At 58.6% G+C, this 24,870-nt stretch carries 36 protein-coding genes and 1 tRNA gene; 28 read left to right on the top strand and 9 right to left on the bottom strand.

Translation table 11 applies throughout. The features are described 5' to 3' along the window. Position 1: 1 nt before the first annotated feature. From R6Y96_RS09805 to R6Y96_RS09685, 25 genes are all read left to right on the top strand, one after another. The gene (locus R6Y96_RS09805; protein WP_318621235.1) at positions 2-415 is read left to right on the top strand and encodes a 30S ribosomal protein S19; all 414 of its coding nucleotides are present in this window, start codon (positions 2-4) and stop codon (positions 413-415) included. A 5-nt stretch (positions 416-420) separates the two neighbouring features. Then, positions 421-882, top strand: a complete 462-nt coding sequence (locus R6Y96_RS09800) for a 50S ribosomal protein L22 (protein WP_318621234.1) — start codon at positions 421-423, stop codon at positions 880-882. After that, positions 882-1,574 carry a 30S ribosomal protein S3 gene (locus R6Y96_RS09795; RefSeq protein WP_318621233.1) on the top strand — a complete coding sequence of 231 codons (693 nt, stop codon included), beginning with the start codon at positions 882-884 and terminating at the stop codon, positions 1,572-1,574. Before R6Y96_RS09800 ends, R6Y96_RS09795 begins: the two co-directional genes overlap by 1 nt. Continuing rightward, a complete protein-coding gene (rpmC, locus tag R6Y96_RS09790; protein ID WP_318621231.1) occupies positions 1,575-1,781 on the top strand; it encodes a 50S ribosomal protein L29 in 207 nt (68 codons plus the stop codon). Next, entirely contained in the window at positions 1,778-2,050 is a 273-nt protein-coding gene (locus tag R6Y96_RS09785; RefSeq protein WP_318621230.1) for a ribonuclease P protein component 1, read from the top strand. Before rpmC ends, R6Y96_RS09785 begins: the two co-directional genes overlap by 4 nt. Before the next feature lie 13 nt (positions 2,051-2,063). Next, positions 2,064-2,390: a 30S ribosomal protein S17 gene (locus R6Y96_RS09780; RefSeq protein ID WP_318621229.1), complete on the top strand. Its 327-nt coding sequence runs from the start codon at positions 2,064-2,066 to the stop codon at positions 2,388-2,390. After that, positions 2,387-2,785, top strand: a complete 399-nt coding sequence (rpl14p, locus tag R6Y96_RS09775; RefSeq protein WP_318621228.1) for a 50S ribosomal protein L14 — start codon at positions 2,387-2,389, stop codon at positions 2,783-2,785. Before R6Y96_RS09780 ends, rpl14p begins: the two co-directional genes overlap by 4 nt. A 12-nt stretch (positions 2,786-2,797) precedes the next feature. Further along, entirely contained in the window at positions 2,798-3,163 is a 366-nt protein-coding gene (gene rplX / locus R6Y96_RS09770) for a 50S ribosomal protein L24 (RefSeq protein WP_318621226.1), read from the top strand. After that, positions 3,163-3,894 carry a 30S ribosomal protein S4e gene (locus R6Y96_RS09765; protein WP_318621225.1) on the top strand — a complete coding sequence of 244 codons (732 nt, stop codon included), beginning with the start codon at positions 3,163-3,165 and terminating at the stop codon, positions 3,892-3,894. Before rplX ends, R6Y96_RS09765 begins: the two co-directional genes overlap by 1 nt. Further along, positions 3,891-4,397, top strand: a complete 507-nt coding sequence (locus R6Y96_RS09760) for a 50S ribosomal protein L5 (protein ID WP_318621224.1) — start codon at positions 3,891-3,893, stop codon at positions 4,395-4,397. The genes R6Y96_RS09765 and R6Y96_RS09760 overlap by 4 nt, the downstream gene beginning before the upstream one ends. Before the next feature lie 3 nt (positions 4,398-4,400). After that, the gene (locus R6Y96_RS09755) at positions 4,401-4,580 is read left to right on the top strand and encodes a 30S ribosomal protein S14 (protein ID WP_318621223.1); all 180 of its coding nucleotides are present in this window, start codon (positions 4,401-4,403) and stop codon (positions 4,578-4,580) included. 11 nt (positions 4,581-4,591) lie between these two features. Continuing rightward, a complete protein-coding gene (locus R6Y96_RS09750) occupies positions 4,592-4,984 on the top strand; it encodes a 30S ribosomal protein S8 (protein ID WP_214022243.1) in 393 nt (130 codons plus the stop codon). 14 nt (positions 4,985-4,998) lie between these two features. After that, a complete protein-coding gene (locus R6Y96_RS09745) occupies positions 4,999-5,523 on the top strand; it encodes a 50S ribosomal protein L6 (protein ID WP_318621222.1) in 525 nt (174 codons plus the stop codon). Between the two features lie 5 nt (positions 5,524-5,528). After that, positions 5,529-5,960: a 50S ribosomal protein L32e gene (locus R6Y96_RS09740; protein ID WP_318621221.1), complete on the top strand. Its 432-nt coding sequence runs from the start codon at positions 5,529-5,531 to the stop codon at positions 5,958-5,960. Further along, complete coding sequence (locus R6Y96_RS09735; protein WP_318621220.1) at positions 5,953-6,405, top strand: 50S ribosomal protein L19e; 453 nt, start codon at positions 5,953-5,955, stop codon at positions 6,403-6,405. The genes R6Y96_RS09740 and R6Y96_RS09735 overlap by 8 nt, the downstream gene beginning before the upstream one ends. Further along, a complete protein-coding gene (locus R6Y96_RS09730; RefSeq protein ID WP_318621219.1) occupies positions 6,405-6,932 on the top strand; it encodes a 50S ribosomal protein L18 in 528 nt (175 codons plus the stop codon). The genes R6Y96_RS09735 and R6Y96_RS09730 overlap by 1 nt, the downstream gene beginning before the upstream one ends. Positions 6,933-6,934: 2 nt before the next feature. Continuing rightward, positions 6,935-7,552, top strand: a complete 618-nt coding sequence (locus tag R6Y96_RS09725; RefSeq protein ID WP_318621218.1) for a 30S ribosomal protein S5 — start codon at positions 6,935-6,937, stop codon at positions 7,550-7,552. Beyond that, positions 7,552-8,013 carry a 50S ribosomal protein L30 gene (locus R6Y96_RS09720; RefSeq protein WP_318621217.1) on the top strand — a complete coding sequence of 154 codons (462 nt, stop codon included), beginning with the start codon at positions 7,552-7,554 and terminating at the stop codon, positions 8,011-8,013. Before R6Y96_RS09725 ends, R6Y96_RS09720 begins: the two co-directional genes overlap by 1 nt. Before the next feature lie 5 nt (positions 8,014-8,018). Then, positions 8,019-8,444 (top strand): uL15m family ribosomal protein, encoded by a 426-nt coding sequence (locus tag R6Y96_RS09715; protein WP_214022250.1) that lies wholly within the window; start codon positions 8,019-8,021, stop codon positions 8,442-8,444. Between the two features lie 20 nt (positions 8,445-8,464). After that, entirely contained in the window at positions 8,465-9,898 is a 1,434-nt protein-coding gene (gene secY / locus R6Y96_RS09710; RefSeq protein WP_318621216.1) for a preprotein translocase subunit SecY, read from the top strand. A gap of 226 nt (positions 9,899-10,124) precedes the next feature. Then, positions 10,125-10,700, top strand: a complete 576-nt coding sequence (locus tag R6Y96_RS09705; protein ID WP_318621215.1) for an adenylate kinase — start codon at positions 10,125-10,127, stop codon at positions 10,698-10,700. A gap of 6 nt (positions 10,701-10,706) precedes the next feature. Next, complete coding sequence (locus R6Y96_RS09700) at positions 10,707-11,333, top strand: DUF106 domain-containing protein (RefSeq protein ID WP_318621214.1); 627 nt, start codon at positions 10,707-10,709, stop codon at positions 11,331-11,333. Beyond that, positions 11,333-11,881: a (d)CMP kinase gene (gene cmk, locus R6Y96_RS09695; protein ID WP_318621212.1), complete on the top strand. Its 549-nt coding sequence runs from the start codon at positions 11,333-11,335 to the stop codon at positions 11,879-11,881. Before R6Y96_RS09700 ends, cmk begins: the two co-directional genes overlap by 1 nt. Further along, a complete protein-coding gene (locus R6Y96_RS09690) occupies positions 11,878-12,117 on the top strand; it encodes a hypothetical protein (RefSeq protein WP_318621210.1) in 240 nt (79 codons plus the stop codon). Before cmk ends, R6Y96_RS09690 begins: the two co-directional genes overlap by 4 nt. A gap of 733 nt (positions 12,118-12,850) precedes the next feature. After that, positions 12,851-13,159, top strand: coding sequence for a hypothetical protein (locus tag R6Y96_RS09685; protein ID WP_318621209.1), 309 nt, complete (start codon positions 12,851-12,853; stop codon positions 13,157-13,159). Here R6Y96_RS09685 and R6Y96_RS09680 read toward each other — a convergent pair. The 3 genes from R6Y96_RS09680 to R6Y96_RS09670 form a co-directional block, all read right to left on the bottom strand. Further along, positions 13,101-13,928, bottom strand: coding sequence for an esterase/lipase family protein (locus R6Y96_RS09680; protein ID WP_318621207.1), 828 nt, complete (start codon positions 13,926-13,928; stop codon positions 13,101-13,103). The two genes, R6Y96_RS09685 and R6Y96_RS09680, sit on opposite strands and share 59 nt — an antisense overlap. 487 nt (positions 13,929-14,415) lie before the next feature. Continuing rightward, entirely contained in the window at positions 14,416-14,757 is a 342-nt protein-coding gene (locus tag R6Y96_RS09675) for a hypothetical protein (RefSeq protein WP_318621205.1), read from the bottom strand. A 673-nt stretch (positions 14,758-15,430) separates the two neighbouring features. Beyond that, a complete protein-coding gene (locus R6Y96_RS09670; RefSeq protein ID WP_318621203.1) occupies positions 15,431-16,636 on the bottom strand; it encodes a deoxyguanosinetriphosphate triphosphohydrolase family protein in 1,206 nt (401 codons plus the stop codon). A gap of 286 nt (positions 16,637-16,922) precedes the next feature. Here R6Y96_RS09670 and R6Y96_RS09665 point away from each other — a divergent pair, with 286 nt between their 5' ends. After that, the gene (locus R6Y96_RS09665; protein WP_318622521.1) at positions 16,923-18,251 is read left to right on the top strand and encodes a B12-binding domain-containing radical SAM protein; all 1,329 of its coding nucleotides are present in this window, start codon (positions 16,923-16,925) and stop codon (positions 18,249-18,251) included. 90 nt (positions 18,252-18,341) lie between these two features. Here the strand turns inward: R6Y96_RS09665 and R6Y96_RS09660 are convergent. Beyond that, positions 18,342-18,413: transfer RNA gene (locus R6Y96_RS09660), tRNA-Thr, on the bottom strand. Positions 18,414-18,488: 75 nt separating this feature from the next. After that, the gene (locus tag R6Y96_RS09655; protein ID WP_318621201.1) at positions 18,489-18,785 is read right to left on the bottom strand and encodes a DUF3467 domain-containing protein; all 297 of its coding nucleotides are present in this window, start codon (positions 18,783-18,785) and stop codon (positions 18,489-18,491) included. Positions 18,786-18,984: 199 nt separating this feature from the next. Here R6Y96_RS09655 and R6Y96_RS09650 point away from each other — a divergent pair, with 199 nt between their 5' ends. Next, on the top strand, positions 18,985-19,647 hold the full coding sequence (locus R6Y96_RS09650) for a CRISPR-associated protein Cas4 (protein ID WP_318621200.1): 663 nt from the start codon (positions 18,985-18,987) through the stop codon (positions 19,645-19,647). Positions 19,648-19,667: 20 nt separating this feature from the next. Here R6Y96_RS09650 and R6Y96_RS09645 read toward each other — a convergent pair whose 3' ends face one another. The 3 genes from R6Y96_RS09645 to R6Y96_RS09635 are packed head-to-tail and all read right to left on the bottom strand — an operon-like array spanning position 19,668 to position 21,860. Next, positions 19,668-20,600 (bottom strand): DNA polymerase subunit beta, encoded by a 933-nt coding sequence (locus R6Y96_RS09645; protein WP_318621199.1) that lies wholly within the window; start codon positions 20,598-20,600, stop codon positions 19,668-19,670. Positions 20,601-20,604: 4 nt separating this feature from the next. Next, positions 20,605-21,180 carry an L-threonylcarbamoyladenylate synthase gene (locus R6Y96_RS09640; RefSeq protein WP_318621198.1) on the bottom strand — a complete coding sequence of 192 codons (576 nt, stop codon included), beginning with the start codon at positions 21,178-21,180 and terminating at the stop codon, positions 20,605-20,607. After that, the gene (locus R6Y96_RS09635; protein WP_318621196.1) at positions 21,180-21,860 is read right to left on the bottom strand and encodes a DUF5612 domain-containing protein; all 681 of its coding nucleotides are present in this window, start codon (positions 21,858-21,860) and stop codon (positions 21,180-21,182) included. Before R6Y96_RS09635 ends, R6Y96_RS09640 begins: the two co-directional genes overlap by 1 nt. Before the next feature lie 415 nt (positions 21,861-22,275). Between R6Y96_RS09635 and R6Y96_RS09630 the strand changes: the two genes are divergently transcribed. Beyond that, the gene (locus R6Y96_RS09630; RefSeq protein WP_318621194.1) at positions 22,276-23,481 is read left to right on the top strand and encodes an MFS transporter; all 1,206 of its coding nucleotides are present in this window, start codon (positions 22,276-22,278) and stop codon (positions 23,479-23,481) included. Positions 23,482-23,615: 134 nt separating this feature from the next. On the opposite strand, the gene R6Y96_RS09625 is transcribed toward R6Y96_RS09630, so the two are convergent. Next, the gene (locus R6Y96_RS09625) at positions 23,616-24,830 is read right to left on the bottom strand and encodes an FprA family A-type flavoprotein (RefSeq protein ID WP_318621193.1); all 1,215 of its coding nucleotides are present in this window, start codon (positions 24,828-24,830) and stop codon (positions 23,616-23,618) included. Between the last annotated feature and the right edge of the window lie 40 nt (positions 24,831-24,870).

Raw genomic sequence — 24,870 nt, 5'->3', positions numbered from 1 at the left:
CATGGCAAAGAAAACACAGAAGCGGATGCCGCGGCGGCGCGAAGAGTTCACCTATCGCGGCCACTCCATTGCGGACCTGCAGCAGATGGCGCTATCAGAACTGCTGCCGCTAATGCCGGCCAGGGTGCGCAGGAAGTTTAACAGGGGTCTCTCCCGGGAGCAAGAGAAACTCCTTACCGATATTCGGTCTGGAGCGGCACCACTCCGCACTCATCTGCGCGATATGGTCATCATGCCCGAGATGGTCGGAAAGACCATCGAGATCCACAACGGGAAAGAGTTTCAGAAGGTTGAGATCCAGCCAGAGGCGGTCTTCCACTATCTTGGAGAGTTTGCATTGACCCGTAAGAAGGTCTCCCACGGCAGCGCCGGTATCGGTGCGACCCGTTCGAGCAAGTATGTCCCGCTGAAGTGATGGAAATGGCAAGAACAGGTTATTCAACAGAGATTGAAGGCGAGAACGTTGCTAGAGCAAAGGCGAACGAAATTCCCGTCTCTCCCAAACACTCGATTGAGATTGCCAGGTTCATCCGGAACATGACCACCTCTGAGGCGAAGGCTTACCTCGCAGACGTTGTGGCGCTGAAGAAGCCCATCCCGTTCAAGCGATTCAAGAGGAACGTCGCTCACAAACGCGGTCTTTCAAAATGGCCTGCCGGTAGGTATCCGGTGAAGGCCGCCGAGGCCTACATCCGGCTGATCGAGTCAGTCGAGAAGAATGCTGAGTACATCGGCCTTGATTCCACAAACCTCCGGATCGAGCACGTAGCGGCCAACCGGGGCCGTGGTTTCAGGGCATTCTTTCCGCGTGCGATGGGCCGCGCCACCCCGAAGCGCCGTGAGACCGTGAACATCGAGATCATCGTGACCGAGGTGGCGTAATGGCAATCGAGAAGAGATTTATTGCGGATGGCGTGCGCAACGTCCGGGTTGAGAAGTTTCTCATGAAGGAACTCAAGCGAGCTGGATACGGTGGCATGGATATAACCCGGACACCGCTCGGCACCCAGGTTACCATCTTTGCGGAGAAGCCCGGTATAGTGATCGGGAAGGGCGGCAAACAGGTACGCCAGCTCACTCAGGACCTTGCAAGCGTCTATGGGATCGAGTCACCACAGGTAGAGGTTCAACAGGTTCAGAATCCCACTTTTAATGCTCAGATCATGGCGGAAAGGCTGGCAAACGCTCTTGAGCGCGGGTGGTACTTCAGGAAGGCGGGGCAGAGCACAATCCGGCGTGTGATGGATTCCGGCGCTCTCGGTTGCGAGGTTGTCGTCGCCGGGAAACTGACCGGCGCTCGCTCAAGAACCCAGAAGTTTATTGAGGGCTACGTCAAGCACTGCGGCGAACCCAGTGAGACGATCGTCGAGAAGGGCTATGCAATTGCGATAAAGAAACTTGGCATCATCGGTGTTCAGGTAAAGATCGTTCCGCCTGATGCAAAACTTCCCGATACTTTCGAAATTATCGAGCCTGAGCCCAGGGGAATTCCGGCGCAGCCCCCGGTGGTTGAGAATGCTGATGAAGATGAGTTTGAGGAGATGCCTGAGGACGATTACGAGGAGGAGATATAAATGGCAATCTTTCGTACACACGAAGTGAGGCAGTTCTCCGATATCGAACTCCTCGAACAGGAGCAGAAACTCTCTCTTGAACTTATGCAGGAGCGGGGCAAGGTCGGTGCAGGCGGCGCCACCGAGGATCCGGGGAGAATCCGCGAGATCCGGAGGACGATCGCACGGATCAAGACCGAACAGAACGCACGACGGAGGAGTGCATGATCTCTTCCCGGAACATCCTGCGGCACGAACTGATCGGCCTGGATGTTCTGGTAGCTCGTGCGAGCAACCCAGCTCATGTGGGGCTGTCCGGTCGCATCGTTGGTGAGACCAGAAACACCCTGCTCATCCAGACCGGGCGAGGGGAAAAACGTATACCGAAGCGGTTAAGCGTCTTCCGCCTTTGGCTTCCCGATGGCACGACAGTCGATATTGATGGGTCGAGTATCGAGATGCAGCCGGAACGGCGGATCAGCATGCGCATTAAATAATCGAGGATGAATAATGGCACGAAACATTGGGTTGGGCGTCCCCATTCCGGAAAAGGAGTGCGAGGACGCAAATTGTCCGTTTCACGGCACTTTGCCGGTACGCGGCCAGGTGATTACCGGCAAAGTCGTGAGCGATCGTATGAACGCTACTGTTGTTGTGGAGCGTGAGTATCTCCACTACGTCAAGAAGTACAATCGCTACGAGAAGCGCCGGTCGAGATACCACGCCCACAACACGCCCTGTCTCAATGCCAGGGTGGGCGATCAGGTCAGGATCGCGGAATGCCGTCCGCTGTCAAAGACCAAGAACTTTGTTGTGGTTGAGGTGATGAAAGAATGAAGGCGATGCAGGCGAAGATCCCGCGTGCCCTTGCCACCGGTTCCAGGATGGTCTGCTCGGACAACACCGGTGCACGGGTTGTGGAGGTGATCTCGGTCGACGGTTACCATGGTGTTCGGCGGCGGCAGCCCTGCCTGGGCATTGGCGATATCGCGACCGTGAGCGTCAAGAAAGGTACTCCCGATATGCGGCGCAAACTTGAGAAGGCGGTGGTCATCAGGCAGAAGAAGGAGATCCGTCGTCCAAACGGCATCCGGCTCTCGTTCGAGGACAATGCCATGGTGCTCATCAACGAGCGCGGAGAGCCGAAGGGAACCGAGATCAAGGGCCCGGTTCCGCGCGAGATCGCGGAGCGTTTCCCGAAGATCGTCTCCATGGCGACGATGATAGTGTAAGGTGTGGTAAGGATGGTCCGAATAACAAGCAAACAGCCAAGGAAACAGCGTAAAGCACGGTATAACGCCCCAAACCACACCAGGGGGAGGTTCCTCACCGCCCCTCTCTCTCCTGAACTCCGGGAGAAGTACAGCACCCGCCGGGTTCGTGTGGTCAGCGGCGACACCGTGAAGGTTTTGCGTGGAGACTTCGCTGGTGATGAAGGTATCGTCGATGCGGTGGATGTGAAGGCGTGCCGCCTGGTGGTCCACGGTGTGATGGTGACGAAGGCCGATGGGACTGAGGTTCCAAGACCGGTTGATCCATCAAATGTCCAGATCACGAAGCTCAACCTGAAAGACAGACTGCGTGAAGAGAGACTTGGTGGTGGTGCATAATGTCCGGGCATCTCAAGCGGCTGGCAGCGCCGCGGTCATGGCGTGTTCCGGCAAAAACAAACAAATTTGTCATGAAGACCGCGCCCGGTCCGCACAACGCCGGTGCCCTTCCGGTCGGTGTCTGGCTCCGTGAGCACATTGGCATCGCCCAGAACACGAGCGAGGTGCGGAAGATCCTGCACCAGCAGGACGTCATCGTCAACGGTCGGGCCTGCAAGAACCCGCAGATGGGCCTTGGCGTCTTTGACATAGTCTCCATTCCGAAGATCGGGAAGCATTACCGTATCCAGCTGGACAAGCGGGGCAACTACACCGCTGTCGAGATCTCTGCGGAGTCTGCAAAGACCCGTCTCTGCAGGATCCGGGACAAGACGACTCTCAGCGGAGGCAGGGTGCAGTTGAATCTTGCCTTTGGCGCAAATATCCTGGCCGACAATACCTACAGGACAACAGATTCCATTGTGGTGACACTCGGAACAGATGGCGAGGAGCGTTTCCGGATCGTCGATCACTTCCCCTTTGCAGAAGGGAACGTGGCCATGATCATAGGTGGGAAACACTCTGGCAAGGTAGGCAGGATCGTCGAGATAATCCGGACGGCAAGCCCCCTCCCGAATCGTGTTGTCCTGGTGGATGATGCGACCGATGAACGCTTCGAGACTATTGAGGACTATATCTTTATGGTCGGTCGCTCCGCGATTGCGCCTGAACTGGAGGTGGTCTCAGCATGAGCAATCCTATGCAGGAGATCTACATCGATAAGGTCGTCGTTCATATGGGTGTTGGAGAGAGCGGTGAGAGGCTGGTCAAGGCGGAGAAGATCCTGCAGCAGATCACCGGCCAGAAACCTGTCCGCACCATAGCAAAGCGGACCCAGCCGGCGTTTGGTATCCGTAAAGGGGCACCCATAGGCTGCAAGGTTACGCTGCGCCGCGAGAACGCCGAGAAGTTCATCACGACCGCCCTTGATATAATCGATAGGCGACTGGCGCCATCACAGTTTGACCTGACCGGGAATGTCTCATTTGGGATCGAGGAGCATACCGATTTTCCGGGCATGTCCTACGATCCGATGGTCGGTATCTATGGGATGGACATCAATGTGGTGCTAGAGCACAAGGGTGTGCGGGTTGCACGCCGGCGAATCGAGCGAAGGAAACTGCCAGAGACGCAGAAAGTGAGCAGAGATGATGCCCTCGCGTTCATGCGCGAGCGCTACCTGGTGGAGGTTTAAGGCATGGCTGAAGAATCAGGAGCGCCCGCATCTGGCAAGGGCGTCAAGAAATTTGGCCGCGGGGCGAACGAGTGCCGTATCTGTGGCCGGAAGCAGGGGCTTGTACGCAAGTATGGCATCTACTTCTGCCGTCAGTGCTTCCGTGAGAATGCAAGGAAGATGGGCTTTAAGAAGATGAACTAGGGGTGGAGAATATGGCACGACTGAATCCAATCGCCGACGCGATGTGTGCGATTAAGAATGCCAGTGATGCTGGAAAGAGCGAGGTCATTGTTGAGCCCGCCAGCAAGTTACTCGGTGCTATGCTCCGCGTTATGCAGGAAAACGGCTTTATCAACGGGTTTGAGTTTATCGATGACGGTCGTGGCGGCCAGTTTCGGGTCCAGATCTCCGGCACGATCAATAAATGCGGCGCGATCACCCCGAGGTTTCCGGTGGCGATGGCCGAGATGGAGTACTGGGAGTCGCAGTACCTTCCGGCGAAGAACTTCGGCATCCTGATCATCTCAACCTCAAAAGGTGTCATTTCCCACACGCAGGCGCGGAATGAGGGTATCGGCGGAGAACTGCTGGGATACGTCTACTGATGGAGGGCGAGAGTATGGGAATAACACGAAAGGTCAGGATCCCTTCCGGCGTGAACATCACGCTCGAAGGCGGGGTGCTCACCGTCTCCGGGCCGAAGGGCAGATTGGTCCGCGATATGCGCTTCCCGCAGATTGACCTCGGGATCGAGGATGGCTTTATTGTCATCTCGACCGCGTCTGACAAGAAGCGGTTCCTTGCCATGAGCGGCACGCTTGAAGCTCACGCAGAGAACATGATCCGGGGTGTTGTTGAGGGCTACGAGTACCGGATGAAGGTTGTATACAGTCACTTTCCGATTCAGCTCAAGTTGAAGGGCGACCGTCTTGAGATCAACAACTTCCTTGGCGAGAAACAACCAAGGTCGGCAAAGATCCTGGACGGTGTCACTGTAAACCTCGGAAACGACGAGGTGGTTCTCACCGGTATCGACAAGGAGAAGGTTGGCAACACAGCCGCAAACATCGAGCATGCAACCAGGATCAGGAAGCGCGATCCAAGGGTGTTCCAGGATGGTATCTACATCACCGAGAGGGCGTGAGAATCATGGATGAAAAGAGAAGATTGATCCGCGTCCGCACCAGTCACAATAAGCCAGCCTTCAAGAGGCGGGGGCTTCATCGGAAGGTGAAACTGGCAGATGTCTGGAGGCGCCCGCGTGGTCTGCATAACAAACAGAGACGGCAGTTTAGGGCAAAAGGCGCCCTTCCCGGCCCTGGTTATGGGGGGCCGACCGCAGTCCGCGGCATGCACCCGAGTGGGTATGAGGAGGTGCGGGTCTTTTCACCTGCCGATCTTGACGGGTTGAACCCTGAGACTCAGGCCGTCCGGATCGCTGGATCTGTGGGTAACAGGAAGCGAGGCGTGATCCAGGAGAGGGCCATGGAGATGGGGTTAAAGGTGCTGAACGCCAAGGATCTCACCCGCGTGGCCGGGGAAGCCGTCGCATCCGAGGAAGAGGTGAGCGAGGATGAGTGATCTCGGCAACCAGAGACGAATGGCGGCCGCCATCCTCAAGTGCGGGGTCAACCGTGTCTGGTTCGATCCCGAACGGCAGGCCGATATTGAGGCGGCGATATCCAGGAAGGATCTGCGGGATCTCATTGGTGAAGGTGCGATCCGGGCAAACCCCGTGAAGGGGAACAGCCGTGGCAGGACAAGGGCCCGTATGGCGAAGCGTTCCTACGGTCATCGGAAAGGGTCAGGCCGGCGGAAGGGTGCGGCCGGATCAAGGAACCCAGGTAAACGTGCATGGATTCGCAAGATCAGGGCTCAGCGCCGCCTCCTGCGCGAGATGCGTGACGAAGGCACGATCGACCGCAGCGTCTACCGCCTTACGTACCGGCGGGCATCCGGAGGACAGTTCCGGAGTGTTGCGCACCTGAAATCCCATGTTGATATGATGGCAGGAGGGATGGAATAATGGCAACCGGTCCACGTTACTTTGTGCCTTTCCGAAGGCGGCACGAGGGAAAGACCGATTACTACAAGCGGATGGCGCTTCTCTCATCCGGGATGCCCAGAATGGTCGTTCGGAAGACAAACCGGCAGATCATCGTGCAGTTGGTCGTTCCCGGGGTTGAGGGTGACCGCACCCTTGTCTCCGCCTACTCGGCAGACCTTGCTGGCTACGGTTATGAGGGATCTGGTGCGAACACACCGGCAGCCTACCTTACGGGGATGCTGTTTGGCGTCAGGGCGCTGAACGCGGGTTATAGCGAGGCGTTCCTGGATATAGGGCTTGCCCGGGCAAAACCTGGCGCGCGCGTCTTTGCCGCCCTCAAAGGGGCAGTTGATGCGGGTCTTAACGTTCCCTATGGAGAATCGATCCTTCCCGCCGAGGATCGGCTCAGGGGCGCGCACATTGCCGAGCATGATCCCGATCGGGCTGGCAGCCTGGTGGAGAACGTAGAGGCTGTGGCTCTGGCCATCAAGAAGGAGCTGGTGTGAAAATGGCATACGTAGAGGAAGAATGGATCCCGCTCACCGGCCTCGGGCGCAGGGTCGCCGCTGGCGAGGTCACCGGTATCGATGAGGTGCTCGCAAGCGGCAGGCCGATCAAGGAGCCCCAGATTGTGGATATCCTCCTGCCCGACCTTGAGGACGAGGTGCTGGACATTAACATGGTCCAGCGTATGACTGACTCGGGCCGACGCGTGAAGTTCCGTACCACCGTGGTGGTCGGCAACCGGAACGGTTACGTGGGGTTCGGTCAGGGCAAGGACGTCCAGGTCGGTAACGCGATCCAGAAGGCAATAGCAGATGCAAAACTGAATCTCATCAAGGTCTCCCGCGGCTGCGGGAGCTGGGAATGCGGTTGTGATGCCGCCCACTCGATCCCCTTCGAGGTGACAGGGAAGGCAGGCAGTGTCCGTGTTACGTTGAAGCCCGCCCCCCAGGGCATCGGGCTGGTTACAGGGGACATCCCGAAGAAGGTGCTGGCGCTTGCGGGGATCAAGGATGTCTGGGCGTTCAATCGCGGACAGACCAGGACGACCATCAACTATGCGAAGGCAACGTTTGAGGCGCTCCGGAAGACGAACATGGTCAGGATCGGGGGTACGGAGTGATGTACGCGGTAGTACAGGTGCGCGGTGTGGTCAAGACCAACCGCGAGATCAGGGACACCCTGAAGATGCTCCGTCTCCACCACGTCAACCACTGTGTTCTCGTGCCTGAAACACCTGCATACGAGGGCATGATCCGTAAGGTGAAGGATTTCGTGGCCTACGGTGAGGTGGATGAGGAGACCCTTGCCACGCTGCTGCGCACCCGCGGCAGGCTTACCGGTGACGAGAAGCTGAGCGACGAGTACGTCCGTGCGCATACCCCGTATGCCGATATCGACGAGTTCGCGGCAGCGCTCTGCAGCGGTGAGACGAGTTTTGCTGATCTGGTGGAGATCAAACCGGTGCTGAGACTGCACCCTCCGCGAAAGGGCTATAAAACCATCAAGAGAACCTTTCAGCAGGGTGGGGCTCTCGGCTACTACGGCCCCCGGATCAACGATCTCCTCTACAGGATGAGGTGAATCTGATGCCCGTAAACAAGAGATCTAAATACAGGGGTTCACGGACATGTGGCGGTGGTACGCACAAAAACCGGCGTGGCGCCGGAAACAGGGGTGGACGTGGCAGAGCCGGGCAGCGTGATCATCGCTTCTCTCATTTCTACCTGAGGGGGGAGATATCCAACGGCAAGCACGGTTTCGTCAACAAGACTTCCGTGCCGGTATCCGCCATTGACGTTGGGGATATCGACCAGATGATCGAGGCACTGGTCAGCGAAGGGTTTGCCACCCGGGAGGGTGATCTTATCACCCTCGATGCCACCGAGATCGGCATCGAGAAGGTGCTCGGCGGTGGACAGGTGACCCACAGGATGAGTATCTCCGCCAGGGCGTTCTCGGAACGGGCCCGGGCAAAGATCGAGGAGATGGGCGGTCAGGCAATGACCGTCTGATCCTCTTTTAAGGTGAAACCATGGGAGATCTGCTGGATCGATTTGAACCCATCCTTGCAGCAATGCCTGCAGTCCGAAACCCGGAGGGGCATGTCCATTTTAAGAACAAACTTATGTGGACGGTTGCGATTCTGCTCCTCTACTTCACGTTGACGAACATCGATATCTTTGGGCTCTCGCCGCAGTCACAGGATCTGTTCGGAATGTACCGTGCCCTGCTTGCCGGCGCGAGCGGGTCGCTTCTGCATCTCGGTATCGGGCCGATCGTCACCGCGTCGATCGTGCTGCAGCTGCTTAAGGGTGCCGGACTCCTGCAGATCGATACCAGTGAAGCCCGCGGGCAGGTCATGTACATGGGCCTGCAGAAGCTGCTCATCTTCGTGATGATCGTGATCGAGGCGCTCCCGATGATCGTTGGCGGGATGATGCTGCCCGATCCGGCGGTGGCGGCGGAGTTCTTTGGCGGGAACACGTTCATCGTCTCGGTCCTGATCTTTCTCCAGATCTGCCTTGGCGGATTGCTGGTGGTCTTCATGGACGAGGTCGTCACCAAGTGGGGCATCGGTTCGGGTGTGGGGCTCTTCATCGTTGCCGGAGTCTCTCAGGGTCTCGTGAACGGGTTCCTGAACTGGCAGACAGGAACCGATCCCTTCCCGATCGGGTTCTTCCCGCGGCTGTTTGCGGTGGCGACGTCCGGGGTGAACTTCCTTGAGTACTTCGGCACGGACCTGCTCGCTCTCGTCACGACGATCGCCATCTTCATGATCATCGTCTATGTCGAGTCAACCCGTATTGAGATCCCGCTTGCGCATACCGCTGTCCGCGGCGCCCGTGCGCGGTTCCCGGTGAAACTCATCTACGCGAGCGTTCTTCCCATGATCCTTGTCCGCGTGCTGCAGGCCAACATCCAGATGATCGGGATGCTGCTCTCGAACGCCGGGATCACGATACTGGGCGAGTTCCAGGGGCAGGTGCCGGTAAACGGTCTGATGTGGTACATCGCTCCAATAAACCAGCCGCAGGATTGGATGTGGTGGATCGTTGACCTGGGTCACGCTCCCTGGGAGATCCTGCTTCGGATGGGAATAGATGTCGGTGTGATGGTTATCGGTGGTGCTATATTCGCGCTCTTCTGGGTCAAGACCGCAGGTCTCGACTCGAAGGCGGTGGCCCGGCAGATCCAGATGAGCGGGATGCAGATCCCTGGATACCGGAGGAATATTCAGGTGCTGGAGAAGTACCTCGACCGTTACATCCCCAGGATTACCGTCATCGGTGGTGTCTTTATCGGTGTCCTCTCGGTGGTGGCAAACCTCTTTGGTGTGATCGGGGCGGTCGGTGGAACAGGATTGCTGCTTGCGGTGAGTATAACCTACCGCCTGTATGAGGAGATTGCAAGCCAGCAGATCATGGAGATGTATCCGTTCATGCGCGGGTTCTTCGGGAAGGAGTAGTTATGATGACCCTGCCCGGCGGGCGGGGTCGGAGAACTATTTCTCTCCGGAAGAACCTGGGTCGAGTTCCACGGGAACTCGTCCTGACCGCCTCATTCAAGACCGTATAACAACATTTTTCAGTTCGGTTCGATGGTGCCGGGCCGGGTGGGTTCCGAAAGGCATTACTCTTCGAGGCACGGATTTATCTTGCAGAGAAAAAAATACCCGGATTGGAGTGATAACGTTGGGAAAGAAAGTTGTTGTAACCGGCGTCCCCGGTGTCGGGAAGACCACCGTCATCAACGGGGCGATGGAGAGGCTGGCGGCCGAGGGCATCGCGTATGAGACAGTCAACTTCGGCACGTTTATGTTTGAGGCGGCCAGGAGGGAGAACCTGGTCACGGATCGCGATGAGATGCGGAAACTTGGTAAGGATGTCCAGAAACGCCTGCAGAAAGAGGCTGCCGCGGGCATCGCCGCCATGAGCGGAGATGCAAACGTTATCATCGATACCCATAGCAGCGTCAAGACGCCGGCAGGGTTTCTTGCCGGACTGCCCGAATGGGTTCTTCGTGAACTTATGCCCGATATCGTCGTCCTGGTGGAGACCGACCCCGATCAGATCCTGATGCGTCGGCTGGGTGACCCCTCAAGAACCCGTGACATGGAGGGTTCGCGTGCGATCGCCCAACACCAGGAGTTCAACCGCGCTGTTGCTGCGGCATATGCTATGTACACAGGCTGTACCATCAAAATTGTCAGGAACGAGGATTTCCTGCTTGAGCAGGGCATCGATGACCTGGTGAGTGTTTTGAGGTAACCCGATATGGTTGACCTGAAGAAGCAAGCCCCCACGATCGCACTTCTCTTTACCCTGCTGGTCTTCCTCTCCTACAGCGTCAGCTGGGTGCGCACGACGATCGGTACAGCAATGGATGTGGTGCTTGGCCCCCTCATCGATCCCGAGGGGTTTGCTGTGCCGTTCTTCGTTATGATCATCATCCTCTCGAGCCTGACAGGCCTCTATTCATCGCTTGTCCAGAAGTACACCATAGATTACGAGAAGATGCAGGAGACGCAGGCGAAGATGCGAGTCTTCCAGAAAGAGTTCCGGGAGGCGCAGCTCTCCGGGGATGAGAAGCGGATCAAGAAACTCCAGAAGAAGCAGGAGCAGATGATGCAGGATCAACTCGAGATCTCCCGGCAGCAGTTCGTCCCGATGGCGATCATCCTTCTGCTGACGGTTCCGATCTTCTTCTGGATCCTCCTGCGGCTTCCGGCGGTCGGGGCAGCGGCTGATATTGCAACCGGGATCGTGATGCCATTTGCAGGGATTGTCAGCCTCTCCGCCACTGTACTTTGGTTTATACCTGCCTGGATAATCTGGTATATGCTATGTTCGCTTGCGATGAGCCAGGTGATCCGCAAGTCTCTTAACATAGGTGGGATCTGATGCGGATCACCATCAGCGGCCCGCCCGGGAGCGGGACGACATCGCTTGCACGCTACCTTGCCGGAAAACACGGGTTTGACCTGATCTCTGCCGGGGAGGTCTTCCGGCAACTTGCGCGGGAGCACGGTATGGACATCGCGGCATTCGGGAAGTTCGCAGAGAGCGATCCTTCGGTCGACCGCATGATCGATGCCCGGCAGAAGGAGATCGGGGGGGCTGCCGATGATATCATCATCGAGGGTAGGCTCTCGGGCTGGATGATCGTGAACGCTGATCTCCGGATCTGGCTCAAGGCGTCGCCCGAATGCCGGGCAAAGCGGATCGCGGAACGCGACGGGATGGATGAGGAGGCGGCCCGGGTCTATACTGAGAATCGGCAGCGCTCAGAAGCCACACGATACCGAAATTACTACGGCATCGAGATCGATGACCTCTCTCCATACGATATCGTTCTGTCGTCCGAGACTTTTGGTGTTGAGGCTCTTGGGGCCATCGTGGATACCGCGATCGAGTGTCTTTGGCGGCAAAGAGGCGATGTGAGGCAGTGAGTCCTTTCATCAGTTTCTTCTGCCGCAACCTCCTCTCTTCTCACCTTACCACCATTCCAGAATACTGCCGCACCTCAATCCCACCATTCGGGATGGAGCCGGGGAGCGGGACCGCAAAGAAGGAAGAACATGACGAACGCGGCGGTTCGCAGAACACCCTGAAACAAGAGGTGCCGCTGGAGATTGGCCCGCGCGCATGCACCGGGAACTTCAACCCTGTTCATTTCTACATCTGATAGTCCGAGCGTTTCAAACCGGTATCTGTTTGAAATACCGGTGGATGAGTTCTTACGGCTTTTTGATGGATACGATCCGGTCCAATGAGGGCTCAAACGCTCGAGGCCATCTGACCAGTTCCCTCAGGCTGTGCCCTGGTTTGATGAACCTCAAATCACCAGCGTGCTGAAGCGTCTTTTGCGGCTGACCCCCCGCCCCCTTGTCGGGGGCGGACAGTGCGTGGCGATTGCCTGATGGCCTTGCCAGCGGACGGAAGCAGGATTCTTCAGGGAGTCTCTCCGGCACGGTGGTGATACCTTCCCAGGCACTGTATCTATGGGGAATCGCCAATCGGGGGTGGGGCTGACGGGGAGGGGGGAACGGAGACGTTCCCCCCTCCTCTGTCTCCTGCGTCTCAGCAGAACGGTGGATTTCGTCGAACCCCCCGCCACCCGGCCACTCCGCGGTCCCCGCCCGCCCCCTCCAGAGGGGGCGGGACGTCCTTCGTCGACCCCAGCCTTTCCAATCTCTCCGGAATGGCGTCTTGCAAAACCCCGGATCAGGATGGGAGGAGGTGCGCGGCGATGCCACCCTCCCCCAATCCGTCAATGGAGAGGTCTATCAAATCAGGGTGGACAGGTATCGGTTTGATGTCCCTCAGTTCGCCGGCTGGATGAACCGGTGCACCCTCACCGGTTGAGAAGGTGATTCAAAGAGCCAGGTTTTTATCCCGGCAGATCCACACCCTCGCATATGAGCGAGGGTGAAGGTCGCTTTGTAAAGGGGCGCTGGGTTACTGACCAGGCCCCGGTACCTGAATCAGAACCGGAATCGGCACCGGTTGCCCCTACAGTCGAGGAGCACCTGCATGAGGCATCTCAGTCGGTCAAAAAGGCGGTCGACGATCTGGTAAGCGCAGGCCAGCATCTGCTCGGGACGCCGGAAGGTCACGAACATATCCAGCAGGCGGCAAAGAAGGCCGGAGAGGATCTCGAACGGGCGATCAACTCCTGGGCGGAGTCCGCACGTCAGGCGCTGCAGAGGCGGCGAGGCAGTTCCTGACGTGTGCGATGACCTCCGGGTTTCGTGGCAGCATGATGTGGCAGTAGCGCTCTGGGTGCCTGGCCAGGTTGCCCGGGTCTGCCGGCAGGATCTCCACACCTGCGCCCGGGAGGTGCGAGTCGGAGTGAGGGACGATGCCGTCGCCGGCATACGTCATTCTCCAGCCTTCTCCGGGTGCAATCTCAAGTGTCCTGCCGCCAAAAGCCGGGAAGAACGCAGGTGTCTTGGTGAGGTTTGCGGCCAGAATGAGCCTGTAGACTATATCGTCGCGGGTGCCTGCCCCCGAGAGCGCCGAGGTGACCCTGCTCCCCGGGCGGAACTCCTGGACGATCAGGTCTTCCGCGGGGTCGTAGCCGCGCGGCAAGAAGACCCCTGCAAGCCGCCGGATCACCTCCGGGCCCCGTTCCGGGTCGTTGAAGGCCTCGGCCATCGCTGAACCGTTGTTCGGAGGGCCGATCCCCACAAGAAGCCGGACATCCTCCTCGCGGTCGCTGCCGTCGATGAACTCCAGGAGGTAACGGGCGATACATGTTCCCATCGAGTGGCAGACGATGTCGACGGGGCCGCCATAGCCGTTCTCCTTCCTGCGTGCACGGATGAACTCCTGCAACGCCAGGGCTATCGCCTCCGTTCCATTCTCCTGGATTGCGGTATGGTCAAACTTCCAGCATGGGAGCCCGGCATCCTGGAGTGCTGGGGCGAGGTGGTTCCATATTCCGGGATGGCTCCGCCAGCCGTGGACGAGGACGACCGGATATCTGTGATCCATCAACATAACCCTGCAACCTCCTTCTGCCTGCGACGGTTCATTCTTCAGGTGTTTGACACCCCGCCACAATGTAGGTTTCGGCAGCGGTGTCAGACGACAACCATCTGCTTGCCTTCATGAAGAAGCGCGCCGGTATAGGATCGGCGTTTTGCATCTTCGCGTGCCGCATCTCTTTCGATCCTCCATGAGTTGCCCCTAACAGGATCGGGGTCTGGATCGAACTCGCGAAGAATCTGTGGTTTTTTTGGTGGATGAGTCTCAGCAGAGCCATCGGAAAATCTCCACCGGATAGTCGGGTATACCGGGTAAGCCGTTCGTTATACGCTGCCCGGCGCAATGATTGCCTCTCCCCCTGTCGATAAGACTGGCTCTGGATAGAGGTATAGGAGGTTGCGTCCCGAAGATCAGTCAGGCCCGCCGTTTCTGTTGCAACCGCGGGTAAAACCTGCCAGAGGGGGGAGGCCCCCTCCGGTCAGGCAACCTGGTGTCAGCTCAACTCGATGCTGTGCTGGTACTCCCGACCAGCATCTCCATCAAGCGTCAGGCTGACCTCTCTCGTCTCCCCTGAGGGGATGAAGATCGTTGTCGAGACCTCGTCCCGGACAAAACCCTTCTCTTTGTCGATCAGTTTTGCCGTCACGGTGACGTCACCGTCGGCCCAATCGTTCTGGATCACCGCTTTCACGTTGTAGACCAGTCCTCTGGCAAGACTGAGGTCCTGGGTGGCGGAGTCCTCCACGACCCTTGGTTCGGGGCCGCCGAGCCCCGTGCAACCGGCTGCCAGCACAAGGACAGCAGCCATGACCACAAGAAGTATCCTCCTGCCCATGTGTTTATGATCACGCACACAACTATTTATATTTGCAGGAACCCGCGGGTTGGATCCACGGATCAGATCAAGTCAACGATCCACCTCAAATCTCTCCACCTTTTCCGGTGGTATGACCGGCTGCCATCCACCATCGGCCGGGGGTAGTGGGTGAATTGCCTGTAGGAAACCGTGCCAGGGATGGAAACATGATCTACAAAGGCTGCTGGATGGCACACCGCAAATTGACGGTCCCCCGCCCCTGTCTTCTGCGTTTCAACCGGACACTTTTCGTATGAAAATGGCCCTCTAGATATTTTCATCTGGTATGCATGTGGCCTTGTGGGCATCATGTAGTTTTTTCCTGTGAGGAGAAGACCGCCTGGCACTGTATCAAGGGAGATTCGCCCTTAGGGGGGCAAACCTCCCCACCTCCCCTGTCTCTCGCATCTCCTGGCAGACATTCTTTCTCGACCCGCTCCGTCTTTCCAATCTCCCCGCAACGACGTCTCGCAAAGACCGCGGCTGCCTCCCACCCTGCGTATGACGGGATGGTCTGCGGCGATCTGTAAATAGACAGATCCATCCAGGGGAAAGTTCACCCCGTCGCGGCACAATCTGACGGGGACAGGTTTGATGGCTCCACAGCCTCCAGCGATCAGCGGTCCGGCACTCTCGTTGCCCGCGTTTTTTCTTACCATCCCCGGTACCTCGATCTGACACGCTCCGGGAGGATGTAGTGCCGGAAGACCCACTCAAAGTAGCGGTCGGTCATCCCTGCAATGAAATCCCGTGCAGCCTCCGCTGGTTTTGCAGTGGCGGTGTAGGCGCTGGATGCCCATGGCGCATCGATAAAATCACTGTACACCGCTGAGTCCTTCCGCTCATCTTCGAGATCCTCGATGATGTGCTCGAAGAGGTAGCGGAACATGAACCGGATCTTCTCCCGGTTCCTGACAAGTCTCTCGTTCTCGTAGATCTTATGCCTGTTGAACTCCTTGAAGGCCGTGATAGACTCTGATGCTGCCTCCGAGAATGCGATAAGGTCTGCATCATAACTGTTCGTGATGACGTCCTTTATTAGAACGTCAAGCACTATCCGGTTGATATCAGAGAACTCCTTCTTATCCGCTCTCTTTATCCCGAAAACTGCCATACAACTCTCAGGGAAGGCAGCGAGATCGCTCTCGTCCATCACCTCAACCTCAAGGGCGTCCGCAAGATCGCGGCCCAGGTACGATATGCTATCGGCGCACCTGACGACGCACCCTTCGGCGGTAAGAGGGAGTGCGTCGCCTCCGGCCTCGATACGGCGGAGTTTCTCCTCAAGCGAGTCCCAATCGGCCTCACCCTCGGGCGCAAGGCACCGGTCGTGGGTCTCCCCGTTGTGGCAGAGGACGCCGTCCAGCACCTGCAGCGTGAGGTCGCAGTCCTCGATGTTGTCCAGGAACCGGACGCCCTGGACGTTGTGATGGAACCCCCCGATCCTGTATTCCCGGCAGAGTTCGTCGAGGTACCCCTCCCCGAGGTGGCCGTATGGGGTATGACCGATGTCGTGACCGAGAGCGATCGCCTCGATCAGGTCTTCGTTCAGGCCGAGAGCCCTGCCGATCGTCCGCCCGATCTTTGATACCAGCTGGACGTGCAGGACGCGGTGGGTGATGTGGTCGTTCTCGACCAGGTAGAAGACCTGGGTCTTGTCGATGTAGCGGGCGTAGGCCTTTGAGTGAACGATCCGGTCGGCGTCCCTGGAGAAAGGGGCCCTGATGGCAGGCTCTTCCGGCTTGCGGCCGGAGCGTCTGATGTAATCGGCGTTCCGGGTTGCCCGGGTCGAGAGGAGCGACTCACGAGCGTCCATGCTCCTGGCCATCCTCTCATGAATGTGCGGCGGGATCTCCATCGGGCGTCCTCCGGTGCGGTCTCTTCTCCGATAGAGAGTTCTCGGCCGGGGAGGGGATAGTTCTTTCTCTATCGGGATTGAGCCATTCTTCCGGGATATACGGGAGGGTCATCATGCGAAGCAGTGCCGTTTCCTGAGGATGCCGGAGGGTTCTTGGGTGCCTGCGGTATCCTGACCACCGCAATCCCTGGATTTTCCCGCCTCCCAGTCAGTTCTATAACGAAAGACATACCATTGTAAAAAGAATGACCACGGATGCACTCCTGATCAACCCGCCGGACACGAAATCCAAGTACAAGAAGTACTTCAATATCAGGATACCCCCCTGGGTATTCTCTACATCGCTGCAGTGCTCGAAGAGAACGGAGTGGGCGTCGAGGTTATCGACTGCGCCGCAGGAGAGATCGATTATTCCGGGATCGAGAAGCGCGTGGAAGAGATCGAACCGTTCCTTGTCGGCATAACCTCCACCACACCCCTGATCCCTGAGGCGCTGCGTTCGGCTGAAGCGGTCAGACGGGTATCCGATGCATACATTGTGCTTGGCGGGCCGCACGCCACGTTCATGCACAACGAGATCCTGCGGGAGAACGCCTCCATCGATTTCATCGTGAAGGGTGAGGGGGAATACACCGTTCTGGACCTCTACCGAACGCTCAGAACGGGTGGAAGCCTTGCAGCGGTGGATGGCATAGTCTATCGCCTGGGGGGCGATCGGATCGTCGAGAACCCTGACAGACCTCCGGTAGAGGATCTGGACGCGTTGCCATACCCGGCCAGGCATCTTGTCCCCGGCGAGAACTACCGGGTCTTTGATGAAAACTTACCGGTCGCAACAATGATCTGCAGCAGGGGCTGTCCGATGCAGTGTTCGTTCTGCGCATCATCTGCCCTCCACGGGAAACACGTCAGGAGGCGTTCTACCGGGAACGTGGTGGATGAGATCCGGCAGATTCAGGAGAATCTCGGGATCTCGGCCATAGGATTCATGGATGACACCTTCACTTTATACCCCCGCTGGGTTGAAGAGTTCTGCAGGGAGGTCATAGAACAGGATCTTGGTATCGAGTGGGGCTGTACCGCGAGAGTCGACAGGATCGATAGAAGCCTTATGGAGGTTATGAAAAAAGCAGGATGCCACACGCTCTTTTTTGGTGTGGAATCCGGAGACCAGGGTATACTCGATCGGGTCAAGAAGGGTACGCGTATCGATCAGATCAAACATGTGTTTGCTACCGCACACGATCTCGGTATGAGGACGATAGCCTCGGCGGCGATCGGGTTCCCTGGAGAGACCAGGGAGACGGCAAATCGGACCATAAAGTTTGTAAAAAGCCTCAAACCGAGTTTTGCCCTCTTCTCGGTTGCAACACCGTACCCCGGGACGGAGTTTTTCAGGAAGGTTCATGAGGACGGTGATCTGCAGACGGATTGGTCCAGGTATGACCTGCTCTCACCGGTCGTCGAGACCTCGTCCCTCACCCTGGAAGAGATCAAGAAACTCCAGAAGAAAGCGTTCCGCGAGTTCTACCTCAGACCGTCGTACCTCATCCAGGGCCTGAGGCGGGAGGGTTTCTCTTTCTTAAAGATTACAAAATCGGCTCTTTCCGCCTGAGGCGGTTTTTGTCGGGGAGGGCCTCACTCATCCCTCCCGGGAGCGGCAGGAGAGAGTTGCGGGATTATAGGCCTTTGAATTGATAAAGTAAGCCGCTGGAGGGATTTGAACCCCCGACCTGCTGATTACGAATCAGCCGCTATACCACTAAGCCACAGCGGCAACTGCCCTAAAGTATTCCACCTCTAAAATTAAAAAGGTATCACCTCCCGGAAACCAGGACAGCACCGGCCACCATCAGGAATAGCCACGGATGGTGACGTTGCCCTCCTGCTGCTGGGCAGGCGACGGCGCGGTGATCTTGCCGAACTTCTGCTCGTAATCGCCGATGCTCTTTGAGAGCACCTCGACGAGATTCTTCGCGTGTCGAGGACTGATCGAGACGATTGCCTTCGCCCGCGCCTGGTTCGCGGCCGGGATCTCGTGCAGGAAGAGGAAGGTGAACTCATCCTCCTTGTAGGCGATCTGGATCCGGTTCGAGTAGACCGGATCGAGGTTTGACGGGATGTTGACAGATATCTCGTGGTTAGCCATACTCATCTTTTATGACCCGCACTGGCATAAGGTTTGGTCTCTCCATAGAATAACGGCGCCATTTTGACCGGCGCCGGCGTGGTCTTCCCGCCATAAACCCGTCCACAGGCGCCCCCTCCCGTTGAGAGCGAGGGCACGAAGCCCCTTGTTTTATAGCGTTGCCTTGCGCAACCTTTCCTGAAAGTTCCCGCTTGACAGAATGAACGAGTATATCCCTGTATCCGGCGTCATCGCCTGCCACATCTGTCCACGGCGCTACTACTTTGAGCGCTCGGATGAAATCCCCGAGTCGCCCCGCTACACCGTCTGCAAACAGGTCTCCATGCACCTATGGGAACTCCTGGACCCGGAGGAGATATGGAGCGAGGTTCTCTGCATCCTCCCCGAAGTTCCTGATGAGGCCAGAGAACTCTTCGATGGTTGCATCTCCGCCTGCAGCGGGACATCCTGGCAGCGTCCCGTCCAGACCGACCTTGTCGTCGAGTCCGACCAGTTCGGCATTCGCGGCAGGGTTGACAAGGTCTTTGAGGATGGAACGTTTGCCATCGTCCGGTCGAGCACCGCCCCGAAAGCCGGGGTCTATGAGACCGACAGGATCCGGATCGCCTGCTACACCGCCTGCCTCCGGGAGACGCTCGGGCGTCCCGTTGCCGGGGGATACGTCGAGTATATCGCGAACGGTCTCTGCCGCTACGTCGAACCCCAGCCCCGGGATCGGCGGGCGATGCTCAGAGCAATCCGGGCGGCAAAAAGGGTGGTCGCGGGCGAGATTCCGCCCCGCCCCATCCGGGCGCCATGCGAGGACTGCCCCCACTTTGAACGCTGCACTGCAGGACCGCGGCGGCTCTCAGACCTCTTCTGAGAGAACGCTTTTGTTACCCTTCAGTATCCAGCGTTCTCGAGCAGAGTCTTCGAGATGATGTACTCGCCCCTCGCCTCCCGGGTCGTGCCGACGATCAGCCACAGTTCATCGTCGTGCTCCTCCACGACACCCCTCGCCTCGATGACCTCTCCCGCCAGCGCCTGCCCGGCGTAGGTGTGGGTGAAGGAAAGCACCCGGCTGATCTCGTCTTGGTCCACTGCGTAGACCGCCGGGCTGTCGAAAGAAAGGGAGGCGTCGGTGACCGTCGCCTCGATCGTCGCCCGGCCAATCACCTTCCCCGCCCCGGTCGGGAGGGCGTCCAGGTCCGCGTATGAGCGTGTGTAGAGAAGGTCAAAGTATGTCCCCTCGAACTCGCCCCTGTTCCACTTCCGCTGCTCGTGCAGGACGAAGGCATCAAACGGTATCTCCGGCGCCCTCTTCTCGTAGACCTTCCGCCACATAGCGGTGCTCATCGGCGGGATCACGCCGGTCTCCACCAGGCGACGGAGCTGGCGCTGGGCTGTGAACCAGGCATCGCCGTAGACCACGAGATCTATGTCCGATGCAGCGTTCTCGAGGCCGCAGAGTAGTGATCCCGTGCACCCGAACGACCCCGCCGGCAGGTCAAAATGGGAGAGGAGCCGTGCCACACGGGGGTCGCGGGCGGCCACGTTGCCGATCTCCTCCTCCGGTTTGTAGACCCTGACCACATCCTCGCGGGGCACCCGGTGGACGGCATCCAGGTAATCCGGTTTATGTTCTCTGATCCAGGCAAACGCCTCAGAAAAATCGTATTTGCGGTAGCGCCGCCCCGCAGGGTCTCTTCGCTCCCCTTCTGGGTCGGGGACGTAGCGGAGGATGCACCCGACCCGCTCGTTGTTGTCGTAGGCCGAGACTGCGTAGAGGCATCCACCGCGGTCCTCGATAAAGTCACGGAGTCGTATCGGCCGCATGTTTTCACCGGAGTGTCTCCAGGAACGCCTCCACTGCCTCCCATTCCGCTCCCTTCCTCAGGATGCGCCGGGCAGAGAGGTCGACCACGGTGCTTGGCGTTCCGGGAAGTTCCCCCCCGTCGATCAGGTAATCGTGGGGGGCGGAGACCTCATCGGGGCGGGCCGGCGAGATGTCGTCCGAGATGTTCGCGCTGGTAGACGTAATCGGGGCATCGAGTCTGCTGATGAGCTCTATGGCGATCTCGTTGTTGGGCCACCGGATCCCGATAAGACCCGTCCCTCCTGTGAGGATCTCCGGAAGACACGATCTCGCCGGGAGGATCACCGTCACCGGGCCCGGCAGGAACTGCTTGACGAACGCCCTTGCGAGATCGTCCACTTCCGCGATGGTTTCAAGCATCTCCATATCCGAGACCGCGACCGAGATCGGTTTGCTGACCGGTCTGTTCTTGGCCTCAAACACCTTCCTCAACGCATCTTCCGAGAGGGCGTCCGCACCCAGGCCATATACCGTCTCGGTCGGGTAGACTACGAGCCCGTCACGCCGCAGCACCAGGACAGCCATATCGATCGGATCCATCAGAACTCACGCCCCCGCACGCGGTTGATATCAAATACCGCTGTTTTGCTGATGTGCATCACGGCAAAAACCCCGGCCTGAATGGGGTCGGTCACGACCAGGTCGGCATGCTGCGGGACGCTTCCGGCCATTTTAAGGGCGATCACCGGGATGCCTGCCGCCCTGACCCGGTCCACGGCACGCGAGACCTCGCCGCCCATCAGCGATCCGGCGAGCACCAGGATCGAAGCCCTTGGGAGCCTCGCCACAGCGTCAACGGCGAGCGCCAGGTTCTGTTCACCGACGAGGGGGATCGTGTCCACCGATATCCTCTCGCCGCGGATGTTGTGCCGATCCGCCTCGTTCACTGCGCCCATCGCCACCTGTGCCACCTGCGCTCCGCCGCCGATGATGATCACCCTTGACCCGAAGATCCGGGAGAACGGCGGGTAGGTGGTGACCTCGATGACAGAAGGCACACGCGCAAGGTCAGCGACCATGTCGCCGTGGTTCCCGCACTCGTTGAACTCGAGGTAGATGGAAGCCCTCCCGGCGTTCGGGCCGGAGGCTATGATCGACTGCTGGATCATCTGGATGTTGGCCATATAATCCGCCATAACGGTGGCCACGTCGCGCAGCACGCCTGCCCTGTTCTCTGTGATTATGCTCAGGGCGTACATATTGTCGGTATCGCTGCTCATGACCCCCCCCGGCAGGAGTTTGAGACCTCCTCCAATCTCTCCACAAACAGGGAATTTTTTGTCATATTCGCGCTGGTGGATATAATTGTTCCTCACGAGGGTTATAGGTTTTCGGTGAGCGAGGGTCGCTGGAAAGAGGCCATCAAACAATAGTCGTACTGGTTTGATAAACCTCTCCGGCGACGGGTTCCGGCGGGTGGCCGGGTGGTGGGGGTGTTTCCACCCTAAATGGAAGAGAGTTTCCGGGTGACATGCCGAGAGATTGGAGGGGGGAAAGTTCCTTTCCCCCCTCCCGCGGTGGCGATTTCTCCATCGATACAGTGTCCGGCGTAGCATCACTGCCGTCATATTTGAAGGTTTCTGGAAAAGGTCTCCTGACCAGATCGCGGGCAGGTGGTGCCCATCAATAAGGCTTATGGCATATCAACATGAGAATTGTCTTCTTGTGGACGGCAAACACCGCGCAGCCTATACAGTGATACTTCTCTTTGGTGTTATCAGCCTCTTTGGCGATATAATCTATGAAGGGGCGCGGAGCGTTGCCGGGCCGTACCTCTACCTCCTTGGCGCCGGCGCCCTTGCCGTCGGGGTTGTCTCCGGACTGGGTGAGTTCCTCGGCTACGCCCTCCGTCTGGCGTCGGGTTACCTGGCCGATGCCACCCGGCATTACTGGGCGTTCACCTTCATAGGTTACGGGATGCTCGTTGCCGTCCCGCTCCTCGCGCTTGCCGGATCCTGGGAGATTGCTGCCCTCCTCCTCATCCTTGAGCGGGTGGGGAAAGGCATCCGGGTGCCTGCACGCGACGCCATACTCTCCAACGCCACCGCGGCGGTCGGCAGGGGATGGGGGTTTGCCGTGCACGAGGCTCTCGACCAGATTGGGGCTATCGTCGGGCCGCTCCTGTTCGCCGCCATCTTCCTGCTGGATGGAGATTACCGGGGCGGATTCGCACTCCTTGCCGTTCCGTTCGTGCTGATGATTCTTGCGCTCCTCTTTGCGCGGCGCAGGGTGCCGGAACCTACGTCGCTTGAGGGGAGTGGCCCTGCCCCCGGTGAAGCCCTTTCCTCCCCCCGCACCCTGCTACCCTACGGTGTCTTCACAGCGCTCACAATGGCCGGGTTCGCGACTTTCCCGGTCATCGCCTACCATTTCGCCGTCACCGGCACGGTCACGGAAGCAGAGATCCCGCTCTTCTACGCTGTTGCCATGGGGGTCGATGCCGTTGCAGCGCTCGCCATCGGCCGGGCGTATGATCGGTTCGGGCTTTCTGTCCTCCTCTCGGTGCCGCTGCTAGGCATCTGTATCCCCTTCCTGGCCTTCGGGACAGACCACGCCCTGGCCTTCGCTGCCGTGGTGCTCTGGGGCGCGGCAATGGGTGCGCAGGAGACGGTCCTCCGGGCCGCTCTTGCGGACTACACCCATATCAGCAAGCGCGGGACGGCCTATGGGGTATTCAATACGGTCTACGGGGCTGCCTGGTTTGCCGGGAGCGCTGTCATCGGCTGGGCCTACGCCTTCTCCATCCCGTATGTCATCGGGTTCCTTGTGCTGATGCAGGTCCTGGCGCTGGGGGCTTTTGCCTGGATGAGTCGCGGGTTCAGCTCAGCGGCAGCGTCCTGAGTATGAAAAGGGTTATAGGGCTCCCAGGAAGCCCTACCGGGGATATAGGGGCAAGAGATCTCTAACCGGGTTTTTCCTGGATATTCTGGCACTATCAGAGTGGTGCAGCAGGGGGGGAGGGATCCGGGCACGCATCAGCGTGCCCGGATCTCCTGCGCCACCCTGCGTCCGAGTTCGTATGCCCTGGTGAGTTCGTCCTCGTCTGGACGGTAGTTCACATGGAAACCGCCATCGATCACCTCGATCCCGGCTTCTTTAAGCGCCTCCTCAATCCGGGCTACCGCGCCGCCCATACCGCCGTGCGATCCAAACCCGCAGCCGATCTTCTTTGCTGTCAGGCGACCGGGCTGGAGGCCGCGGAGGTAGCTCAGGAACCCGGCCACAGTGGGGAGAACCTCGTCCTGGAGCGTTGGCGACCCCACAAGGAGAGCCTTTGAGTCGAGGATCTCCGTGACGATATCGCTCCGGTGCGTCCCCTCATAGCGGCCGTCGCGCAGGAGGCAGACACGGAGGTCGACGCCCTCCGCCATCACGCCCTCGGCGATCGCCTTTGCCAGCATCGTGGTTGAACCGTGCATGGTGTCGTAGACGATCGTGACCTTATCCTTCGAGACGCCATGGCTCCAGTCGGTGTAGGCCTTGAGGATCTCCGCTGCGTGCGACCGCCATATGATGCCGTGGCTTGGCGCAATCATCCGTATATCGATCCCGAGTTTTCCGACCTCGTCGAGTTTCTTCAGGACCTTTGGTGCAAGCGGGATGATCAGGTTCGCAAAGAACTTCTTCGCGTGCGCCATCGCAGCATCGATCCCGAGTTCATCGTCGAACCGCGCAGCGCTCGCGACGTGCTGGCCGAAGGCGTCGTTTGGGAAGAGGATGGCGTCCTCGCCAAGGTAGGTGAACATAGAGTCAGGCCAGTGGAGCATCGGCGCCTCCAGGAACGTCAGCGTCTTCCCGCCGAGGTCGAGGGTGTCGCCGCTCCTGACAACACGAATCTCCCACCCTGTCGTATCGTAGTGTCTGGCAAGACCGGCTTTTGCCCGCTCCGTACAGTATATCGGGGTGCCGGGCATCCGCCGCACGAACTCGGGGAGTGTGCCTGAATGGTCCATCTCGATGTGGTTCACGACGATGCAGTCTATCTCCGCCGGGTCGCATACCGACCTGATGCGCCCGAGCACCTCTTTCTCAAACCCGTGGTATGCGCCGTCGATGAGCGCTGTCTTCTCACCCCGGACGAGGTAGGCGTTGTAGGTTGTTCCCGGCAGGGTGTAGCCGTGGTACTCCCTCAGGTTCCAGTCGATTGCTCCAACCCAGTGTACACCGGGTGCAAGTTCTACAGACTTCATCTCCATATCTTCATCTCCTCTGTGTTCGGTATTATACGAA

It is taken from the genome of Methanoculleus receptaculi, assembly GCF_033472595.1.
In the GTDB taxonomy this organism is placed as follows: domain Archaea; phylum Halobacteriota; class Methanomicrobia; order Methanomicrobiales; family Methanoculleaceae; genus Methanoculleus; species Methanoculleus receptaculi.
The sequence above is the reverse complement of the archived record's forward strand: the minus strand, read 5'-3'. Positions and strand labels throughout refer to the sequence as shown.

Bases quoted from the DNA above. Each gene is read 5' to 3' on its own strand.
- R6Y96_RS09805 (WP_318621235.1), top strand. From the start codon at position 2: ATGGCAAAGAAAACACAGAAGCGGATGCCGCGGCGGCGCGAAGAGTTC.
- R6Y96_RS09800 (WP_318621234.1), top strand. From the start codon at position 421: ATGGCAAGAACAGGTTATTCAACAGAGATTGAAGGCGAGAACGTTGCT.
- R6Y96_RS09795 (WP_318621233.1), top strand. From the start codon at position 882: ATGGCAATCGAGAAGAGATTTATTGCGGATGGCGTGCGCAACGTCCGG.
- rpmC (WP_318621231.1), top strand. From the start codon at position 1,575: ATGGCAATCTTTCGTACACACGAAGTGAGGCAGTTCTCCGATATCGAA.
- R6Y96_RS09785 (WP_318621230.1), top strand. From the start codon at position 1,778: ATGATCTCTTCCCGGAACATCCTGCGGCACGAACTGATCGGCCTGGAT.
- R6Y96_RS09780 (WP_318621229.1), top strand. From the start codon at position 2,064: ATGGCACGAAACATTGGGTTGGGCGTCCCCATTCCGGAAAAGGAGTGC.
- rpl14p (WP_318621228.1), top strand. From the start codon at position 2,387: ATGAAGGCGATGCAGGCGAAGATCCCGCGTGCCCTTGCCACCGGTTCC.
- rplX (WP_318621226.1), top strand. From the start codon at position 2,798: ATGGTCCGAATAACAAGCAAACAGCCAAGGAAACAGCGTAAAGCACGG.
- R6Y96_RS09765 (WP_318621225.1), top strand. From the start codon at position 3,163: ATGTCCGGGCATCTCAAGCGGCTGGCAGCGCCGCGGTCATGGCGTGTT.
- R6Y96_RS09760 (WP_318621224.1), top strand. From the start codon at position 3,891: ATGAGCAATCCTATGCAGGAGATCTACATCGATAAGGTCGTCGTTCAT.
- R6Y96_RS09755 (WP_318621223.1), top strand. From the start codon at position 4,401: ATGGCTGAAGAATCAGGAGCGCCCGCATCTGGCAAGGGCGTCAAGAAA.
- R6Y96_RS09750 (WP_214022243.1), top strand. From the start codon at position 4,592: ATGGCACGACTGAATCCAATCGCCGACGCGATGTGTGCGATTAAGAAT.
- R6Y96_RS09745 (WP_318621222.1), top strand. From the start codon at position 4,999: ATGGGAATAACACGAAAGGTCAGGATCCCTTCCGGCGTGAACATCACG.
- R6Y96_RS09740 (WP_318621221.1), top strand. From the start codon at position 5,529: ATGGATGAAAAGAGAAGATTGATCCGCGTCCGCACCAGTCACAATAAG.
- R6Y96_RS09735 (WP_318621220.1), top strand. From the start codon at position 5,953: ATGAGTGATCTCGGCAACCAGAGACGAATGGCGGCCGCCATCCTCAAG.
- R6Y96_RS09730 (WP_318621219.1), top strand. From the start codon at position 6,405: ATGGCAACCGGTCCACGTTACTTTGTGCCTTTCCGAAGGCGGCACGAG.
- R6Y96_RS09725 (WP_318621218.1), top strand. From the start codon at position 6,935: ATGGCATACGTAGAGGAAGAATGGATCCCGCTCACCGGCCTCGGGCGC.
- R6Y96_RS09720 (WP_318621217.1), top strand. From the start codon at position 7,552: ATGTACGCGGTAGTACAGGTGCGCGGTGTGGTCAAGACCAACCGCGAG.
- R6Y96_RS09715 (WP_214022250.1), top strand. From the start codon at position 8,019: ATGCCCGTAAACAAGAGATCTAAATACAGGGGTTCACGGACATGTGGC.
- secY (WP_318621216.1), top strand. From the start codon at position 8,465: ATGGGAGATCTGCTGGATCGATTTGAACCCATCCTTGCAGCAATGCCT.
- R6Y96_RS09700 (WP_318621214.1), top strand. From the start codon at position 10,707: ATGGTTGACCTGAAGAAGCAAGCCCCCACGATCGCACTTCTCTTTACC.
- cmk (WP_318621212.1), top strand. From the start codon at position 11,333: ATGCGGATCACCATCAGCGGCCCGCCCGGGAGCGGGACGACATCGCTT.
- R6Y96_RS09685 (WP_318621209.1), top strand. From the start codon at position 12,851: ATGAGCGAGGGTGAAGGTCGCTTTGTAAAGGGGCGCTGGGTTACTGAC.
- R6Y96_RS09680 (WP_318621207.1), bottom strand. From the start codon at position 13,928: ATGGATCACAGATATCCGGTCGTCCTCGTCCACGGCTGGCGGAGCCAT.
- R6Y96_RS09675 (WP_318621205.1), bottom strand. From the start codon at position 14,757: ATGGGCAGGAGGATACTTCTTGTGGTCATGGCTGCTGTCCTTGTGCTG.
- R6Y96_RS09670 (WP_318621203.1), bottom strand. From the start codon at position 16,636: ATGGAGATCCCGCCGCACATTCATGAGAGGATGGCCAGGAGCATGGAC.
- R6Y96_RS09655 (WP_318621201.1), bottom strand. From the start codon at position 18,785: ATGGCTAACCACGAGATATCTGTCAACATCCCGTCAAACCTCGATCCG.
- R6Y96_RS09650 (WP_318621200.1), top strand. From the start codon at position 18,985: ATGAACGAGTATATCCCTGTATCCGGCGTCATCGCCTGCCACATCTGT.
- R6Y96_RS09645 (WP_318621199.1), bottom strand. From the start codon at position 20,600: ATGCGGCCGATACGACTCCGTGACTTTATCGAGGACCGCGGTGGATGC.
- R6Y96_RS09640 (WP_318621198.1), bottom strand. From the start codon at position 21,180: ATGGATCCGATCGATATGGCTGTCCTGGTGCTGCGGCGTGACGGGCTC.
- R6Y96_RS09635 (WP_318621196.1), bottom strand. From the start codon at position 21,860: ATGAGCAGCGATACCGACAATATGTACGCCCTGAGCATAATCACAGAG.
- R6Y96_RS09630 (WP_318621194.1), top strand. From the start codon at position 22,276: ATGGCATATCAACATGAGAATTGTCTTCTTGTGGACGGCAAACACCGC.
- R6Y96_RS09625 (WP_318621193.1), bottom strand. From the start codon at position 24,830: ATGAAGTCTGTAGAACTTGCACCCGGTGTACACTGGGTTGGAGCAATC.